Source organism: Streptomyces scabichelini (assembly GCF_011045015.1).
GTDB classification, from domain to species: domain Bacteria; phylum Actinomycetota; class Actinomycetes; order Streptomycetales; family Streptomycetaceae; genus Streptomyces; species Streptomyces scabichelini.
This window is the reverse complement of record NZ_JAAKZY010000038.1, coordinates 27,219-43,368: the sequence shown is the minus strand read 5'-3', so window position 1 is coordinate 43,368 and position 16,150 is coordinate 27,219. Positions and strand designations below refer to the sequence as shown.

Annotated in this window: 13 protein-coding genes; 6 read left to right on the top strand and 7 right to left on the bottom strand. The window is 67.7% G+C overall.

Annotation, left to right across the window (positions count from 1 at the left end; translation table 11 throughout):
• The first annotated feature begins 2 nt into the window (after positions 1 to 2).
• The 6 genes from yidC (at position 3) to G5C60_RS14745 (ending at position 6,132) form a co-directional block, all read left to right on the top strand.
• Positions 3 to 1,319: a membrane protein insertase YidC gene (yidC, locus tag G5C60_RS14770; protein ID WP_165259108.1), complete on the top strand. Its 1,317-nt coding sequence runs from the start codon at positions 3 to 5 to the stop codon at positions 1,317 to 1,319.
• A 15-nt stretch (positions 1,320 to 1,334) separates the two neighbouring features.
• Positions 1,335 to 1,847 (top strand): R3H domain-containing nucleic acid-binding protein, encoded by a 513-nt coding sequence (locus G5C60_RS14765; RefSeq protein WP_165259106.1) that lies wholly within the window; start codon positions 1,335 to 1,337, stop codon positions 1,845 to 1,847.
• 138 nt (positions 1,848 to 1,985) lie between these two features.
• Positions 1,986 to 2,702 (top strand): 16S rRNA (guanine(527)-N(7))-methyltransferase RsmG, encoded by a 717-nt coding sequence (gene rsmG / locus G5C60_RS14760; RefSeq protein ID WP_165259103.1) that lies wholly within the window; start codon positions 1,986 to 1,988, stop codon positions 2,700 to 2,702.
• Positions 2,703 to 3,003: 301 nt separating this feature from the next.
• On the top strand, positions 3,004 to 4,077 hold the full coding sequence (locus G5C60_RS14755; protein WP_165259142.1) for an AAA family ATPase: 1,074 nt from the start codon (positions 3,004 to 3,006) through the stop codon (positions 4,075 to 4,077).
• Positions 4,074 to 5,186 carry a ParB/RepB/Spo0J family partition protein gene (locus G5C60_RS14750; protein WP_165259101.1) on the top strand — a complete coding sequence of 371 codons (1,113 nt, stop codon included), beginning with the start codon at positions 4,074 to 4,076 and terminating at the stop codon, positions 5,184 to 5,186. Before G5C60_RS14755 ends, G5C60_RS14750 begins: the two co-directional genes overlap by 4 nt.
• A gap of 328 nt (positions 5,187 to 5,514) precedes the next feature.
• Positions 5,515 to 6,132, top strand: a complete 618-nt coding sequence (locus G5C60_RS14745) for a GNAT family N-acetyltransferase (RefSeq protein WP_165259099.1) — start codon at positions 5,515 to 5,517, stop codon at positions 6,130 to 6,132.
• Between the two features lie 128 nt (positions 6,133 to 6,260).
• On the opposite strand, the gene trxA is transcribed toward G5C60_RS14745, so the two are convergent.
• The 7 genes from trxA to G5C60_RS14710 all read right to left on the bottom strand — a co-directional run bounded on the left by trxA (position 6,261) and on the right by G5C60_RS14710 (position 15,967).
• On the bottom strand, positions 6,261 to 6,593 hold the full coding sequence (gene trxA, locus G5C60_RS14740) for a thioredoxin (protein WP_143641354.1): 333 nt from the start codon (positions 6,591 to 6,593) through the stop codon (positions 6,261 to 6,263).
• A gap of 46 nt (positions 6,594 to 6,639) precedes the next feature.
• Positions 6,640 to 7,614, bottom strand: coding sequence for a thioredoxin-disulfide reductase (gene trxB, locus G5C60_RS14735; protein WP_165259096.1), 975 nt, complete (start codon positions 7,612 to 7,614; stop codon positions 6,640 to 6,642).
• 174 nt (positions 7,615 to 7,788) lie between these two features.
• Entirely contained in the window at positions 7,789 to 8,718 is a 930-nt protein-coding gene (locus G5C60_RS14730) for an anti-sigma factor (protein WP_165259094.1), read from the bottom strand.
• Positions 8,715 to 9,431, bottom strand: a complete 717-nt coding sequence (gene sigM / locus G5C60_RS14725) for an RNA polymerase sigma factor SigM (protein WP_165259092.1) — start codon at positions 9,429 to 9,431, stop codon at positions 8,715 to 8,717. The genes G5C60_RS14730 and sigM overlap by 4 nt, the downstream gene beginning before the upstream one ends.
• A gap of 27 nt (positions 9,432 to 9,458) precedes the next feature.
• A complete protein-coding gene (locus G5C60_RS14720) occupies positions 9,459 to 11,186 on the bottom strand; it encodes a protein kinase family protein (RefSeq protein WP_165259089.1) in 1,728 nt (575 codons plus the stop codon).
• Positions 11,187 to 11,304: 118 nt separating this feature from the next.
• Positions 11,305 to 13,542 (bottom strand): murein biosynthesis integral membrane protein MurJ, encoded by a 2,238-nt coding sequence (gene murJ / locus G5C60_RS14715; protein WP_165259087.1) that lies wholly within the window; start codon positions 13,540 to 13,542, stop codon positions 11,305 to 11,307.
• A gap of 46 nt (positions 13,543 to 13,588) precedes the next feature.
• Positions 13,589 to 15,967 carry a DUF6049 family protein gene (locus G5C60_RS14710; RefSeq protein ID WP_165259085.1) on the bottom strand — a complete coding sequence of 793 codons (2,379 nt, stop codon included), beginning with the start codon at positions 15,965 to 15,967 and terminating at the stop codon, positions 13,589 to 13,591.
• Positions 15,968 to 16,150: the final 183 nt, after the last annotated feature.

The following is a 16,150-nucleotide window of genomic DNA, read 5'->3' as shown; positions in this document are numbered from 1 at the left end:
TAGTGGACACGATTGCCAGTATTTTCAGCTTCATCACGACACCCGTTTCCTGGGTCATCGTCCAGTTCCACTCGGTGTACGGCGCCCTCTTCGGCGATGACACCGGCTGGGCCTGGGGCCTGTCCATCGTGTCCCTGGTGATCCTGATCCGTATCTGTCTGATCCCGCTCTTCGTGAAGCAGATCAAGGCGACTCGGGCGATGCAGACGCTGCAGCCCGAGATGAAGAAGATCCAGGAGCGCTACAAGAACGACAAGCAGCGTCAGTCCGAAGAGATGATGAAGCTGTACAAGGAGACGGGTACCAACCCGCTCTCCTCGTGCCTTCCCATCCTGGCGCAGTCGCCGTTCTTCTTCGCTCTGTACCACGTGCTCAACAGCATCGCGAACAACGACACCGTCGGTGTGATCAACACGCGCCTACTGGAGAGTGCGCAGCAGGCGCACATCTTCGGTGCCCCGTTGGCCGCGAAGTTCACCGACAGCTCTGCGGACGTCACGGCGCTCGACGCCTCGCTGACCAGCGTCCGTGTCGTCACCGCAGTCATGATCGTCCTGATGTCGGCGTCGCAGTTCTACACGCAGCGCCAGCTGATGACGAAGAACGTCGACACCACGGTGAAGACGCCGTTCATGCAGCAGCAGAAGATGCTGATGTACGTCTTCCCCATCATGTTCGCCGTCTTCGGCATCAACTTCCCCGTCGGTGTCCTCGTCTACTGGCTGACCACCAACGTGTGGACCATGGGCCAGCAGATGTACGTGATCCACAACAACCCGACCCCGGGTTCCAAGGCCCAGGCCTCCTACCTGGAGCGTCTGCACAAGCGCGTGACGCACCACGGCAAGACACGCGGCCGCGGTGAGAAGGCCATCGTCAAGGCCATCGTGGCCAAGGGCCGTGACCGCAACGAGTACGAGCGCAAGTTCATCAACGGTCTGAGCAAGGAGGGCCTCGCGGCCCAGTCCGACGGCACCGTGACGAAGAGCGAGGTCGCGGCCGTCGCCGAGACCGAGGACGGTACTCCGGCGACCGGCGCTCCCAAGCGCCAGCAGCCCAAGCGGCAGAGCAAGTCCCGGCGGCAGTCGGGCGGCACCCAGGGCAGTGCCAGTGGCGCCAAGGCGACGGGTGACTCTGGGGCGAAGACCTCCCTGAGCAAGTCCGACGGGCCGCAGGACGCCAAGCCGGCGGGCGGCAAGTCCGCGTCCGGCGGCGGCAAGCCTGCCTCCGGTGGCAAGTCCGCCTCGGGCGGCACACGCAGCAAGGCCCAGTCCGGACGCAAGGGCCCGCAGCGGCCCAAGTCCCCCTCCAAGAAGTAAGAAGGAGTCCATCCCGTGATGGAAGGCACCACCTCCGCCGCCTCCGAGGGTGGCGACACCCTGACCCGCCTGGAGCAGGAGGGTGAGATCGCGGCGGACTACCTCGAGGGTCTGCTGGACATCGCCGACCTCGACGGCGACATCGACATGGATGTCGAGGCCGATCGCGCCGCTGTCTCGATCATCAGCGACACGGCCAGCCGGGATCTGCAGAAGCTGGTCGGCCGTGACGGCGAGGTGCTGGAGGCGCTTCAGGAGCTCACGCGGCTGGCCGTTCACCGGGAGACCGGGGAGCGCAGCCGGCTGATGCTGGACATCGCGGGTTACCGCGCCAAGAAGCGCGAGGAACTCTCGGAGCTGGGTGCCAAGGCCGCGGCCGAGGTCAGGAGCTCCGGCGAGGCAGTGAAGCTGAAGCCGATGACGCCCTTCGAGCGCAAGGTCGTGCACGACGCGGTCAAGGCCGCGGGCCTGCGCAGCGAGTCCGAGGGCGAGGAGCCGCAGCGTTTCGTCGTTGTGCTTCCCGCCTGAATCGGTACGTACGTTTCTCCGGCCCCGTCTGTTGCGCAGGCGGGGCCGCGCTTTGTCAGCCTGATAGTCCCTGTTGGTGCCTCGTGGCCCTGGTGATCAGCGCTCAGTGCGCTTAGCGGTACGGAAGGACGGTTCCCCGTGACGGAGGCAGCGGAGCTCCCCCCTGCGCCTGAGCAGGCCCAGGCGGTATTCGGCGATCGCTTCGCAGACGCGGTCCGGTACGCGGAACTGCTGGCGGACGCGGGAGTACGGCGCGGTCTGATCGGCCCCCGCGAAGTGCCCCGCCTCTGGGAGCGGCACCTGCTGAACTGCGCGGTGCTCTCGGAGGTTGTGCCCGAGAGCGTGACAGTGTGCGATGTCGGCTCCGGTGCCGGGCTGCCCGGTGTCCCGCTGGCCCTTGTCCGCCCGGACTTGAAGATCACGCTGCTCGAACCGCTGCTGAGGCGTACGAACTTTCTGACCGAGGTCGTCGAGTTGCTCGGCCTTGACCATGTCACCGTCGTCCGCGGCCGCGCCGAGGAGGTCCTGGGCAAGCTGCCGCCGGTCCATGTGGTGACGGCACGGGCCGTGGCGCCCTTGGACCGCCTCGCGGCATGGGGCGTGCCGCTGCTGCGCCCATACGGAGAGATGCTCCTGCTCAAGGGCGACACCGCGGAGGAAGAGGTCAAGAGCGCCGGGGCCGCCCTGAGCAAGCTCGGCGCCGTGAAGACCTCCGTGCTCCACGTCGGTGAGGGAGTGGTGAGTCCGCTTTCCACTGTGGTGAGGGTCGAGGTCGGGGAGAGCCCTGGCGGGGTGCGCTTCGCGGCCAAGCGGGCCAAGGCGGCACGGACGGGACGGGCGCGGCGTCGTCGCTGATCCGTCCTGACGACGAGACGTACTCCACACAAGCTGTCAAAACTACGCGTGCCGGAGTGTCGCGCGGGCGTCGTCGAAGACGCTGTGCATCGTGTTTCACGTGAAACGTCGCTCACTGTTGCACGGCATCATCAGTCGCGGCCGGGCTGCGGCCGAACCCCGCGACCGCAATCCCCTTGGATCCCTCAGAGGGAAACCCTCTCCTGGCGACAACAGGTCCCCCGGAGAGGGCACGGAGTTGTCCACAGAGGTGGATTTCTCCACAGAACAACGGGCCTCGCTGGTTCACGACCCCGAAGACATGGGAGGCTCTGTTCATTGCGAGCCTGAAGTCGAGGAGAGTGAATCCTTGCGGTCCGACGCCAACATCGCGGGACCGATGACCGATCCGGTCCCCGGTCCCCGTACCGAGTCGATCGGGGACGATGTTTCACGTGAAACACCGCCCCCGATGGACGACACTCCCATCGGTCGTGCTGCCCAACTTGCGGTGGAGGCTCTAGGCCGCGCCGGCGAGGGCCTGCCACGGCCCGAGCAGACCCGTGTGATGGTCGTCGCCAACCAGAAGGGTGGAGTGGGTAAGACCACGACGACGGTCAACCTTGCCGCTTCGCTCGCCCTGCACGGTGGGCGGGTCCTGGTGATCGACCTCGACCCTCAGGGCAACGCGTCCACCGCGCTGGGTATAGACCATCACGCCGAAGTCCCGTCCATCTACGACGTCTTGGTCGAGAGCAAGCCCCTCTCCGAGGTCGTGCAGCCGGTCCCTGATGTCGAGGGTCTCTTCTGTGCCCCGGCAACTATCGATCTCGCCGGTGCGGAGATCGAGCTGGTCTCTTTGGTGGCACGGGAGAGCCGGTTGCAGCGAGCGATCCAGTCGTACGAGCAGCCGCTGGACTACATCCTCATCGACTGCCCGCCATCGCTGGGTCTGCTGACGGTCAACGCATTGGTTGCCGGTGCGGAGGTCCTCATCCCCATCCAGTGCGAGTACTACGCACTGGAGGGTCTGGGCCAGCTGCTGCGGAACGTCGACCTGGTGCGGGGGCACCTCAACCCCTCCCTGCACGTATCGACGATCCTGCTCACCATGTACGACGGCCGGACCCGACTGGCGTCCCAGGTCGCGGACGAGGTGCGCAGCCACTTCGGCGAAGAGGTGCTGCGGACGAGCATTCCGCGCTCTGTCCGCATCTCCGAGGCGCCGAGCTACGGGCAGACGGTGCTGACCTACGATCCGGGGTCAAGCGGTGCCCTGTCTTATCTTGAGGCGGCACGGGAAATCGCGTTGCGCGGCGTCGGAGTGACGTATGACGCTCAGAATGCCCACTTGGGCGCACACAACGATCAGAGCATGGTGGAGGGGATCCAGTGAGCGAGCGACGGAGGGGGTTGGGCCGTGGTCTCGGCGCACTGATCCCTGCTGCCCCGACGGGGGAGAAGACGGCGCCCCCGGCGGCAGGCGGAGTGCCGACCTCGCCGACCACCGTGCCCATACTCACCGCGGAGCGCGGGGTGGCGGCGGCCAAGGTGGCCACGCTTCCGCCGGGCAATGTTTCACATGAAACCGAGGAGCCGTCGGCGAACGGTTTCGCGGAGGCGCCGGCGGCTCCCGTCGGGGCGCACTTCGCCGAGCTGCCCCTCGACTCCATCTCGCCGAACCCGCGTCAGCCCCGTGAGGTGTTCGACGAGGACGCTCTGGCAGAGCTCGTCACCTCCATCAAGGAGGTCGGGCTTCTCCAGCCCGTCGTCGTACGGCAGTTGGGTCCGGGGCGCTACGAGCTCATCATGGGCGAGCGACGCTGGCGGGCTTGCCGTGAGGCGGGGCTCGAAGCCATTCCGGCGATCGTGCGGGCCACGGAGGACGAGAAGCTTCTCCTGGACGCACTCCTGGAGAACCTGCACCGCGCTCAGCTGAACCCTCTCGAAGAGGCGGCCGCCTACGATCAGCTTCTGAAGGACTTCAACTGCACGCACGACCAGCTGGCGGACCGGATCGGCCGGTCTCGTCCACAGGTCTCCAACACCTTGCGTCTGCTGAAGCTCTCGCCCGCGGTCCAGCGTCGTGTCGCCGCGGGCGTGCTCTCCGCCGGTCATGCGCGAGCTCTGCTCTCCGTCGACGACTCGGAGGAGCAGGACAGGCTGGCTCATCGCATCGTGGCCGAGGGGCTCTCGGTGCGGGCCGTCGAGGAGATCGTGACCCTTATGGGATCGCGGCCGAAGTCCACTCCGCGCTCCAAGGGGCCGCGTGCCGGTACGCGGCTCTCTCCGGCGCTGACCGACCTCGCCACGCGCCTTTCGGACCGCTTCGAGACCCGCGTGAAGGTCGACCTCGGTCAGAAGAAGGGCAAGATCACCGTCGAGTTCGCCTCGATAGACGATCTGGAGCGGATCCTCGGCTCGCTGGCCCCGGGTGAGGGGCCGGTCCTGCAGAAGAGCCTCTTGGACGACGACTCCGAGGAGTCCTCGGACTCCGAGGGCTGAGCCTCAAGGGATGGGCACGATTTCGATCGTCCAACCATAAGAGCGGGGCCGTGTCCGGTGTGTACCGGAACACGGCCCGCTCTTTGCTTTCTGGCGGTATCGATGGAATCTCATCGTGGATACGATTGCGTTCGGGTAGGGCGCATCCACCGGGCAGCACCTTCTGTGGGGAGGCGGGGGCCATGCGGACGATGAGCCGCACCGGACTGGTGAGCGCGGGCCTGGGGCTTGGCGCGGTCGGCGGGTTCGTCGGCAGCCTGCTCAGGGAACGGGGCGCTCTGACAGCCGCTCGTGATGCCGCGGGCGAAGGAAGCGAGGAACTGCCTTCATGGGGCGTCGGCTCGTACCGCTCACGCTGGACAACCTCCAGGACCTTCCCAAGCGCTGTCGCGCGTGTGTCTTCTGGGAGTTGGACCCAGTCAGCGGTGAAGCCGCGGTAAAAGCAGGTACACCCGAGCTGGAGAAAGAGGCATGGATCTCCGCCGTCCTGTTGGAGTGGGGATCCTGCGGCCGGGTCGTCTACGTGGACGACGTGCCGGTGGGGTTCGTTCTCTACGCGCCGCCCGCCTATGTGCCGCGCTCCACGGCTTTCCCCACTAGCCCGGTCTCTCCTGACGCTGTCCAGCTGATGACGGCTTTCATCATGCCGGGCTATCAGGGGCAGGGGCTCGGGCGTGTGATGGTCCAGACGGTTGCCAAGGATCTGCTGCGGCGGGGCTTCAAGGCGATCGAGGCCTTCGGGGACGCCCGGTGGAAGGAACCGGCCTGTGTCCTTCCTGCCGACCATCTGACGGCGGTGGGCTTCAAGACGGTCCGGCCCCATCCGACGTACCCGAGGCTGCGGCTGGAGCTGCGGACCACGCTCTCGTGGAAAGAAGACGTGGAGATGGCGCTTGACCGGCTCCTGGGCGCTGTGCAGAAGGAGCCGGCTCTGCGGCCGCTGTAGCGAGGGCCTCTGGTGTTCAGCGGACGGCCGTGGTGTTCGCCTCGCATGCGAAGGGGCCAACCCCTCCGGGTTGGCCCCTTCGTGTTTCACGTGAAACAACGCCGCGTCTGTGCAGCGGCATCGCCCGACTACTCGGCGATGAAGTCCTCAAGGTCCCGCACGATCGCGGCCTTCGGCTTCGCGCCGACGATGGTCTTGGCGACCTCGCCACCCTGGTAGACGTTCAGGGTCGGGATGGACATGACGCCGTACTTGGCGGCCGTACCCGGGTTCTCGTCGATGTTGAGCTTGACGACCTCGATCTTGTCGCCGTACTCGGCAGCGATCGCTTCGAGTGACGGCGCGATCTGACGGCACGGACCGCACCAGGCAGCCCAGAAGTCCACCAGAACGGGCTTGTCGCTCTTGAGAACATCCTGCTCGAAGGAATCGTCGGTCACATGCTTCAGAGTGCCGGCCACGGCGGGCTCCTTAACTGGTTGGTGCGGTCGGTGGGGCGGTCGGAGGTCAGACAGTGGTCTTCTCGGGCTCGGCGACCGCAGCCTCACCGTCCGCGAGGGCGGCGAGGAAGCGCTCGGCGTCGAGGGCGGCGGAGCAGCCGGTGCCGGCCGCAGTGATCGCCTGTCGGTAGGTGTGGTCCACGACGTCACCGGACGCGAAGACACCCGCGATGTTCGTCCGGGTCGAGGGCGCATCGACCTTGAGGTAGCCCTCGTCGTCCAAGTCGAGCTGGCCCTTGAAGAGCTCCGTGCGTGGGTCGTGGCCGATGGCGATGAACAGGCCCGTCACGGGCAGCTCGGAGAGCTCGCCCGTCTTCACGTTGCGCAGCTTCAGGCCGGAGAGCTTCTGGTCGCCCTGGATCTCGGCGACCTCACTGTCCCAGACGAATTTGATCTTCGAGTCGGCGAAGGCACGCTCCTGCATCGCCTTCGAGGCGCGCAGGGTGTCGCGGCGGTGGACCACCGTCACGGACTTGGCGAACCGGGAGAGGAAGGTGGCTTCCTCCATCGCGGTGTCGCCGCCGCCGATCACGGCAATGTCCTGGCCCTTGAAGAAGAAGCCGTCACAGGTCGCGCACCAGGAGACGCCGCGTCCGGAAAGCGCGTCCTCGTTGGGCAGACCCAGCTTGCGGTGCTGGGAGCCCGTGGCGATGATGACGGACTTGGCCCGGTGCACGGTGCCCGCGGTGTCCGTGACCGTCTTGATCTCACCGCTGAGGTCGACCGCGACGACGTCGTCCGGAACCAGCTCGGCACCGAAGCGCTCGGACTGCGCCCGCATGTTGTCCATGAGCTCGGGGCCCATGATGCCGTCCTGGAAGCCGGGGAAGTTCTCCACCTCGGTGGTGTTCATCAGTGCGCCACCCGCAGTGACGGCACCCTCGAACACCAGCGGCTTAAGCGACGCGCGCGCGGTGTAGAGCGCCGCCGTGTAGCCGGCGGGCCCGGAGCCGATGATGATCACGTTACGGACGTCGCTCACGGCTTGATTCCTCGTCTCTGAAGACTGCTTCGTACGACCGGTGGGAGCCATTCTCAGAACTCTCACCCCACCCAACGGATCCTAAGGGGCGCGCATTCCCACTGTGTCCGGGCACACGGCGACGCGTGACCGTACGGCGACAGTACGGATGCCGGAGACGGAGTGAAAGGTCGATCAGCGACGCGCGTAGGACTGCTGCAGCAGCACCTTGCCGGCAGAGGTCGAGGACTTGCCCACGCAGGCGGAGTCGACGACGTAGGCCGTGACCCGTGTGGCATTGGAAGCGTCGGGCAGCACCACGAGATAGGCCTTCGTGCCTTCGTAAGTGCCCTTCTTGAAGGCGAGAGCGGCTTCGTTTCGGCCGATGCCCTGCTGGATGCACTCGGGCACCGAGATCCTGGGTTCCCTCAGAGTGCTCGGCTCGTCAGGGCTGGACGCGGAACCCCAGGGCGACTCCTCCTTGGGAGTAGTACCGCTGTCCTTGCCTTCGCTCTTGGAGAGGAGATCCGCAACCTGGCTCTCCAGCTTCCCGTCGGTGAATGTGTTCGCGGAGTCGGTGCGATCCGATCCTGGAGTGCCGCCCGTGTCGTCGCCCATCGACTGAAGGAGCAGGCCCCCGAGTCCGAGTGCGGCAGCCGTGAACATGGCACCGAGGACGACGACCCCGCGACGTCCTCGACGTGTGCGCTTCGTACGACCCGGTCCGGTGGCGGCGCGAGGGTGCCCGGCAGGGCGGTCGACCGCGGTCGATGTTTCACGTGAAACACGCGCGCTGTCGCTCTCGCCGGCCAAGGAATGGGAGGCGTCAACGGGCCCCCGGACGTCAGTCGCATCGGCGTCGGGTGCCGTGGCATTCAGCAGTGCCTCCGCGGCGAGGGCGGCATCGATGCGCTCCGCGACGTCGGCAGGCATGCGCGGCGGGCCCGGCAGCGTGCCGAGCATGCCCCGGATCTCCTCCAGCGATGCATAGACATCGGCACAGAGCGCGCAGTCCTCCAGATGCCGACGCACATCTGCCGTACGGGAGGGCGGGAGCAGACCTTCGGTGAGGTCGGAGATCTCCGTGACTTCCGGGTGTCCGGCCGTGTCGGTCGTGGATGTCACGCTCGCCCACCTCCGCCCTTCACAGCAGTTGAATCGCTTGGACCTGCATCCTGTACTCCCGCTGCGGGTGGGACGGATGTCCCCTGCGTACGGTTCCGCCCCTCACCCGACTTCTTGCTGTCTTCGCCACTTCCGGCGTCCGTACGCAGATGTCTGAGCAGCGGCACGAGCCTGGCTCTACCGCGCGCGCAGCGGCTCTTGACCGTGCCGGTCGGCACGTCGAGCACACGGGCGGCTTCCGCCACCGGATAGCCCTGCATGTCCACCAGGACGAGTGCGGCCCGCTGATCGGGCGGGAGTGTGCCGAGGGCCTCGAGGAGTTCACGGTGCAGATCGTTGCGTTCGGCCGGCGCGGAGGCCGACTCGTGCGGATCCAGGAGTTGCTCCAGGCGTTCCGTGTCGTCGACGGGAGAAGTCTTCCGCGAGGCTGCCTTTCGCGCGCGGTCGAGGCAGGCGTTCACCGTGATGCGGTGCAGCCACGTCGTGACGGCCGACTGGCCGCGGAAGGTGTGGGCGGCGCGATAGGCGGAGACGAGAGCGTCCTGGACGGCGTCCGCGGCCTCCTCACGGTCTCCCAGAGTCCGCAGCGCCACCGCCCACAGCCGGTCGCGGTGACGCCGCACAAGCTCACCGAAGGCCTCCGGGTCGCCCTCCACATGGCGGGCAAGGAGGTCCTGATCGCTTGCTCCGCTGTATCCGGCGCCGTCCGCCATCGGACTCCCTCCCCCCTCGGTGAGCTGTCAGTCCGTGAACTTTACGTCGGTGATCGCCTGCTTGTATCCGGCCTGGCTGTACTGGTCGGCCGGGGCCTGCGGCAGCGCCGTGAGCCACACGAGGACGTACTGGCTCTTCACGGTCTTGTCGATCGTCACCTTCGCGGTGGTGCCGCTCGTCTTCACCGTCCCGAGCTTCTGCATCGAGCTCAGTGAGGTCGAGGAACTCAGCGAGTCCGCCGCGTACAGAGTGATCGTCGTGTGGTCACCGCCGTATCGGAGCCCCACTGAAGCGGTCGAGATCTCCCGGTCCGAACCGAGGTCGTAGACGATGCCGACGCCAGGCTTGAAGGCGGGGTTCATATCGGGACCGTCTATGAAGCTGTTGGTCCGCCAGTACGTCGAGCTGTCACCGTCGTACGTTTTGGCCACGTCTTCCGGTGCCTGAGCCTCGCCCTTCGCGATGTACTCCTGAGCGCCCTGAATGGCGATCGGCTTCGTCGGCTTGGTGTTCTCGCTGCCCTTGTCGTTGTCGTCCGTGGTCTGCGTCTTGTTGGTGTCGTCGGAGTTCCCGCGCTCCATGAGGGCGTCCGCCAACTGCCAACTGCCGAGGCCCAGCGCGGCGATGAGCAACGCGGACACACCCCACTTGAGGGCCTTGCCGGTACGGCTCTGCAGCGGGGCCGGAGGCGTCGGCACCGGCTGTGTGGCGCCGGGCCGCGGTGTCTGACGCCCGTAGCTGCCCTGCTGATACGTGGTGCGCTGGTAGTCCGGCGGCGCGGTGAACGCGGGCTCCGGCGGGCGGATGCGTGGCATCTCGCCGATCGCCTTCACCAGCTCCTCGGGAGTGGTGCACGGCGGTTCCTGGCGGGACGCGGTCGCGCCGTCGTTGACGAGCGCGCGCATCGCGAGTTCCGCCAGACCGCGGTGCACTCCGGCCCGCACCTGGTCGGGCGCGATGAGCCCGACGCCCTTGGGCAGCCCGGAGAGTCCGTACGCGTCGTTCTCGTACGGCCAGCGCTGGGTGAGGGCGGCGTACAACAGCGCGCCGATCGCCTCCGTGTCCGTGCGCTGCGGGGTGTCGGAACTGATTCCGCGCAGCGCGGCGTTCACGGCGAGCCCACGGATGCGCCACTGGCCGGACGAGGAGCGCAGCACGGCACCCGGAGTCAGCCGCAGATGCGCCAGCCCTTCGCGGTGCGCGGCCGCCATCGCCTGGGAGACCTGACTGACCATCTGATACGCCTCGTGCACCTCCAGCGGGCTGGAGGCCAGAAGCGTCGTCAGCTCCGTGGAGTCCGGCAGCCACTCGTGGACCACGTAGACGAGGTCGTTCTCCTCAACCGCGTCCAGCACTTGGACGAAGCGGGGATCGCCCAGGAGGGCGGCGGAGCGGGCCGCTGCCAGGACGGAGCGCGCTCGCGGATGGTCGGCGGGCAGCAGATGCACGCCGACGGCTCGGCGCAGCTTCTCGTCCACGGCACGCCAACTGCTGAAACCGTCCAGACGGGTGACGCACTCTTCGAGTCGGTAGCGTCTGGCGAGCTTGTGACCGCTGTGCAACTCGGGTGGTGAGGTCTTGCCGGGGCTCTCGTCCCCGCCGCTCCCCTGTGCCTCTTCGCTCTCCGAGCTCTCCGTGTCCCGCTCCCGGTTCTGGGCCACCCCGTCGGCCGTGGACTGGTCCGCCTTGGCGGTCAGCGGTTCGTCACCGCTGTTGTCTGCCACGTCGACGGCAGCCGTGCTCCGTTCCGCCACCGTCGTTCCTGCCTCCCCATCCATTGCCCGCTGTCCGACGCCAAAGCCAATTGTGCCCACAGTCCGCCGCTATGCACGACACGCGGTCGCGGACGATGGTTGTGCGCGTGCTCCCGACTCAGCGCCCGAGGCGCCCGCGGACCATGCCGACCATTCCATTCAGTTCTTCGATGCGCATACGCCGGGCCGCGACGAAGAAGACGCCGAGCAGGGCGATGCCTCCGCCGAGGATGGCGGCGAGGGAGCCGAGGACACCCTGTCCCAGCACCTGAGTGATTCCGTAGCAGACCGCGGCGGCGAGCAGCGTCGCCGGTACCGACGCGATGCCGAGGCGGGCGTACGTACGCAGGACACGAGCCCCGTCCAGGTCGCCGCCCAGCCGCCTGCGCAGCCGCTGCCAGGCCACGCCCACGCCGATCGCGTACGCGAGACCGTAGGAGGCGGCCATGCCCGCCACGGCCCAACGGGACGGCAGCAGGACATAGCAGAGTGCCGCGGCGCCGGCGTTCATGGCGGCCACAATGACCGTGTTGTAGAAGGGCGTCCGGGTGTCCTCGTACGCGTAGAAGGCGCGCAGCACGACGTACTGCACGGAGTACGGGATGAGGCCGAGGCCGAAGGCCATCAGCATGTAACCCATCTTCGTCGCCGAGTCGATGCCGGAGGATCCGAAGATCAGCGTGCACATCGGGATGCCGAGTGCGACGAAGCCGAACGAGATGGGCACGATCGCGACGGCCGTGGTGCGCAGGCCCTGAGAGATGTCGTCGCGGACGGCGCCCGCGTCGTCCTCGGCTGCCGAGCGCGAGAGTCTGGGCAGCAGGGCGGCCATCAGGGAGACCGTGATGATGGCCTGCGGGAGCATCCAGATCAGCTGGGCGTTGGCGTAGGCGCTGAAGCCGGTACCGGCGGTCCCCGTGTCCGTGACCGCCGCGGTGGCCAGCTGGGTGACGACGAGGGCGCCCGCCTGGTTCGCGAGGACGAACAGGATCGTCCACTTGGCGAGCATCGCTGCCTTGCCCAGGCCGTGGCCCTTCCAGTCGAAGCGCAGCCGCAGCCGGAAGCCGGTCTCGCGCAGGTACGGGATCATCGCGAGGGCCTGGACGACGAGGCCGAGCAGGATACCGATACCGAGCAGCCGCTGGCCCTCCGGCGGAATGTTCCCGACAGCCATCCCGGAGTTCGCCGAGGTGCCGTAGACCCAGAGGAACATGCCGAGCGTCACGATGATGACGATGTTGTTGAGGACGGGAGTCCACATCATCGCGCCGAACTTGCCGCGGGCGTTGAGGATCTGTCCCATCACCACGTGGATGCCCATGAAGAAGATCGAGGGCAGGAAGTACCGGGTGAAGGTGATGCCGACCTCGTTGGCCGCGGGGTCGGTGGCGACGGGGTTCGACAGCATGCGGACCAGGAGCGGTGCGGCGAACATCGCGAGGACGGTCAGCGCGCCGAGCGCCACCATGACGAGGGTCAGCAGACGGTTCGCGTAGGCCTCACCGCCGTCGTCGTCCTCCTTCATCGCGCGCACGAGCTGCGGTACGAAGACGGAGTTGAGGCCGCCTCCGACCGTCAGGATGTAGATCATCGTCGGCAGCTGGTAGGTGACCTGGAAGGTGTCGCCCAGGAGAGCGGTGCCCAGTGCCGCGACGATCAGCGCGGATCGGATGAAGCCGGTGAGACGGGACACCATCGTGCCCGCCGCCATCACCGCGCTCGACTTCAGCAGACCAGACGCGCGGCCCCCGGATTTCTTCGGCGTGTGCGCGTGCGCGGGTGTGGACGCCGGCGCAGGCGGCGGGGGCTGCGCGGGAGCCGGAACCGACTCGGGCGCGGGTGACGGCACACCGGGCGGGCCCGCGGGTGGGTACGTGCCGCCCTGCTCCTGGTCACGGAAGAGATACGCGAAGGCGTCCGGCTCCTGGCGTTCCTCGCCCGCCTGGGTGACCAGGTCGTCCACGCCGACGAACTGGGTCGTTCGGGCGTCGTCGCCGTAGGGAAGATGCTGCGTCAGGCCCTCCGGCTCGGGCGCCGGGGTCTGCGCCCACACGCGTGGGTCGGGGGCATACGGCGACTGGGGCGGCTGGGCGTAGAGCGGCTGTTGCGGCGGGTACGTGCCAGGCGGTGGTGGGGGATGCACGGCACGGTCGTAGAGCGCCTCGCCGACCGGATCCTGGGCGGTCAGATCCTGTGCCCGGTAGGGGTCCTGGTCGTAGGCGTCCTGGACGTACATGTCCGCGGGGGGCTGTGGCGGCACCTGGCCGGGCTCCGGCGATCCCTGCGGCGGAGGGCCGTCGGGGTAGCCGGAGCTGCCCGCCCCCTGGCCGCGGTCACCGTCGTACGGCGCGTTCATGGTTACCCCACCTCATCGTCCCCGGGCCCACCGGCCACGACATCGCTCAACGGTCCACTCTCTCACCCGCGTCGGACGGGTCGGTGCTTTCCGGTGCGGTGTCCGGTGAAGGGTCACTCGGCTGCTCCGGGTCGTCTGCCCTCGATTCTGCTCGGGACGCCGTCCTCGAATCCGCGTGGAACGCCTCTTCGGGGCCGTCCTCGGCGTCGTCCTCAAGGCCGTCGTCGAGCCCCTCGTCGGCCTGCCGGGCGGCCGCGCGCTTGCGCTGCGTGTACATCCGGAAGCCGGCGAGTACGAGCAGCAGGACGCCACCGGCGATGACGAGCATCACCGTGGGGGTGATCTCGGTGACGTTCACGTCGAACTCGATGGCAGGGCCGTACTTCTGGCCGTCCTCGGTGTAGAGCTGGGCGACCACTGATGCCCGGCCGTTGGCCCGGCCGTTGGCGGTGAACTTCACCGACTGGCTGTGCCCGCCCGACACCTCGACCGGCTGCTCGGTGAAGGCACGATCACCGATGCGCAGGCGGGTCGGCTGCTTCGACGTCAGACGCAGCACCAAGTTGTCGACGCCCTGGACGAGGTTGTTCTGCACGGTGACGGGGATCGTGGCGCTGCGGCCCGACAGCTTCGCCTCGGACTTCTTGATCAGCGCGACCTGCTTGAGGAGCTCGTCGATATACGTCTCCACACCGCTGCGGTACACGATCGCGTCGGCCTCGTGGCCGCGCCAGGACGTGGACATCGCCCGGTTCATGGCACGCCCGAAGGGAGTGACCACGCGGGACTCGTCGGTGAGGATCACCCGGAATTTGTCGAGTTTCTGCTGCGTGGTCTTGATCCGCTCGAAGGTGGACCTCGGCAGTTCCTGATCGCGCAGCGAGGAGGGGTACGAGTGCGGGGCCGGGACCCGCGTGGTGGCGCCGGGGTCCGGCTTGGCCTTGGTGGCCGCGGACAGGTCCGCCGGCTGCGACCAGTTCCCGCTCTGGAGGGCCGTGAGTGCCTCTGCCATCGCCTGGGCCTGGCTCGCGGACGGCATGCGCTGCGGGGCGACCACGATGCTGCGCTGCTTCTCCGGCTGCTGCAAAGTGATCATCAGGGTCTGGGCGAGGAACTCCTGAACGGCGAGCGTGGAGTTGCCTGCCACCGCCATGTCGCCCTGGAACGCCTTGGACAGGCGGGCGTCCGCGACCACCGCCGTGGTGCCGCCGCCGATGGGGCGGGCCGCACTGGGCGTGTACGGCAGGCCGCCGGTCTCCTCCAGGCTGTCGCTGCGGGAGATCACCTTGTCGGCGCCGGCGGAGGTGGCGACCTTGACGATCGACGGGTCGATCGCACCGTTCGCGGGCCAGGCGTAGTCCGTGCTGGGCGTCACGTGGAGAATCGACTCCACGGTGATGGCGGCCACGTCCGTGGCGTCCTTGAGGTGGCTCAGCGAGCCGATGACCTTCTTGCCCTGATGGGCCAGCGATGCCAGGTCCGGGTCGGCGAAGGGGAGGGCGACGACCTCCTTGCCCTCGACCGCCTCCTCCAGCTCGGCGAGCCACTGCTTGGCGACCGCCTGGTGCGTGCCCGCCGTGGTGGTGTCGGCGTCGCGCTGGACCTGGTAGCTGCGCGTCATCGCGTCCACGGAGGCCAAGAGGTCCGGATCGATGACCCACGTGACGTCGAGCTCCTTGCCGAGCGTGAGGAGCTGCTGCAGGCGTCCGCCCGGCGAGAGCTCCGCGGCCAGATCGTCGTCCTTGAAGACGGGGGTCTGCTGCTCGTTCGAACCCGTCTCGGCCGTCACATGGGAGGTGGAGATCAGCGGCCAGAGATATGTCGTCCCGGTCTTCGTGTCCGTCGCGTCGGGCTGCCAGGGCAGGAATGTCCGCTCGATGCCGAGAATCCGCTCGTACGGCTGGGCTGCGGTCTGTCCGGCGAGCGTGACCCCGAGCTGATAGACGCCGTCGGCTCCGAGGTCCAGCCTGTCGACGGGAACGGAGATGCTGAAGGTCTGCGAGATGCCCGGCGCCAGCTTTGAGAACTCGTCGATGTACTTGCCGCCGACTTCCGTGCCCGCGTACGCGTTGTTCTTCGCTGCGGTGTCGATCGACGAGCGGCCGTTCATCGTCGGGCCCACGCGCAGACCGACATGGGCGTCCGTGACCGCCTGTTTGCCCTTGTTGGTGATCGTGCCGGAGACGGTGAGCGTGTCCTCGTCCGAGGGGATGCTGGGGCTGAGTGAGTTCAGGGAGACATCGACGGTCTTGGAGCCGGTGGCCGCGGTCACGGCGGTGGGCTCGGCTGCGTCTGCGGTGGGCGAGGCGGGCAGCTGGAGAAGGCCGGCCAGCAGAGGCACCCCGGCGAGCAGTGCTCCGGTGCGCCGAAGCCACCGGCGGGCAGGTGAGGGACTCGTCCCCTGGAAGTCTGCCGCCTCGGCCACGCGCTCGCCCGTCCCTCGTCGTCGTCAGTGGTCGTCGCAATGTGCGTCCACGCATGGTAACGATGCGCGCTGAGGGGAAGTGCCGCGGTCCGCCCCACAAGATCGGAGGGCAGGGCCCGGCTGTCCCCTATGTGCCCGTATTAATGGAGGCGCCCCCATCAAGCATGAGGGATGCACCTGTGC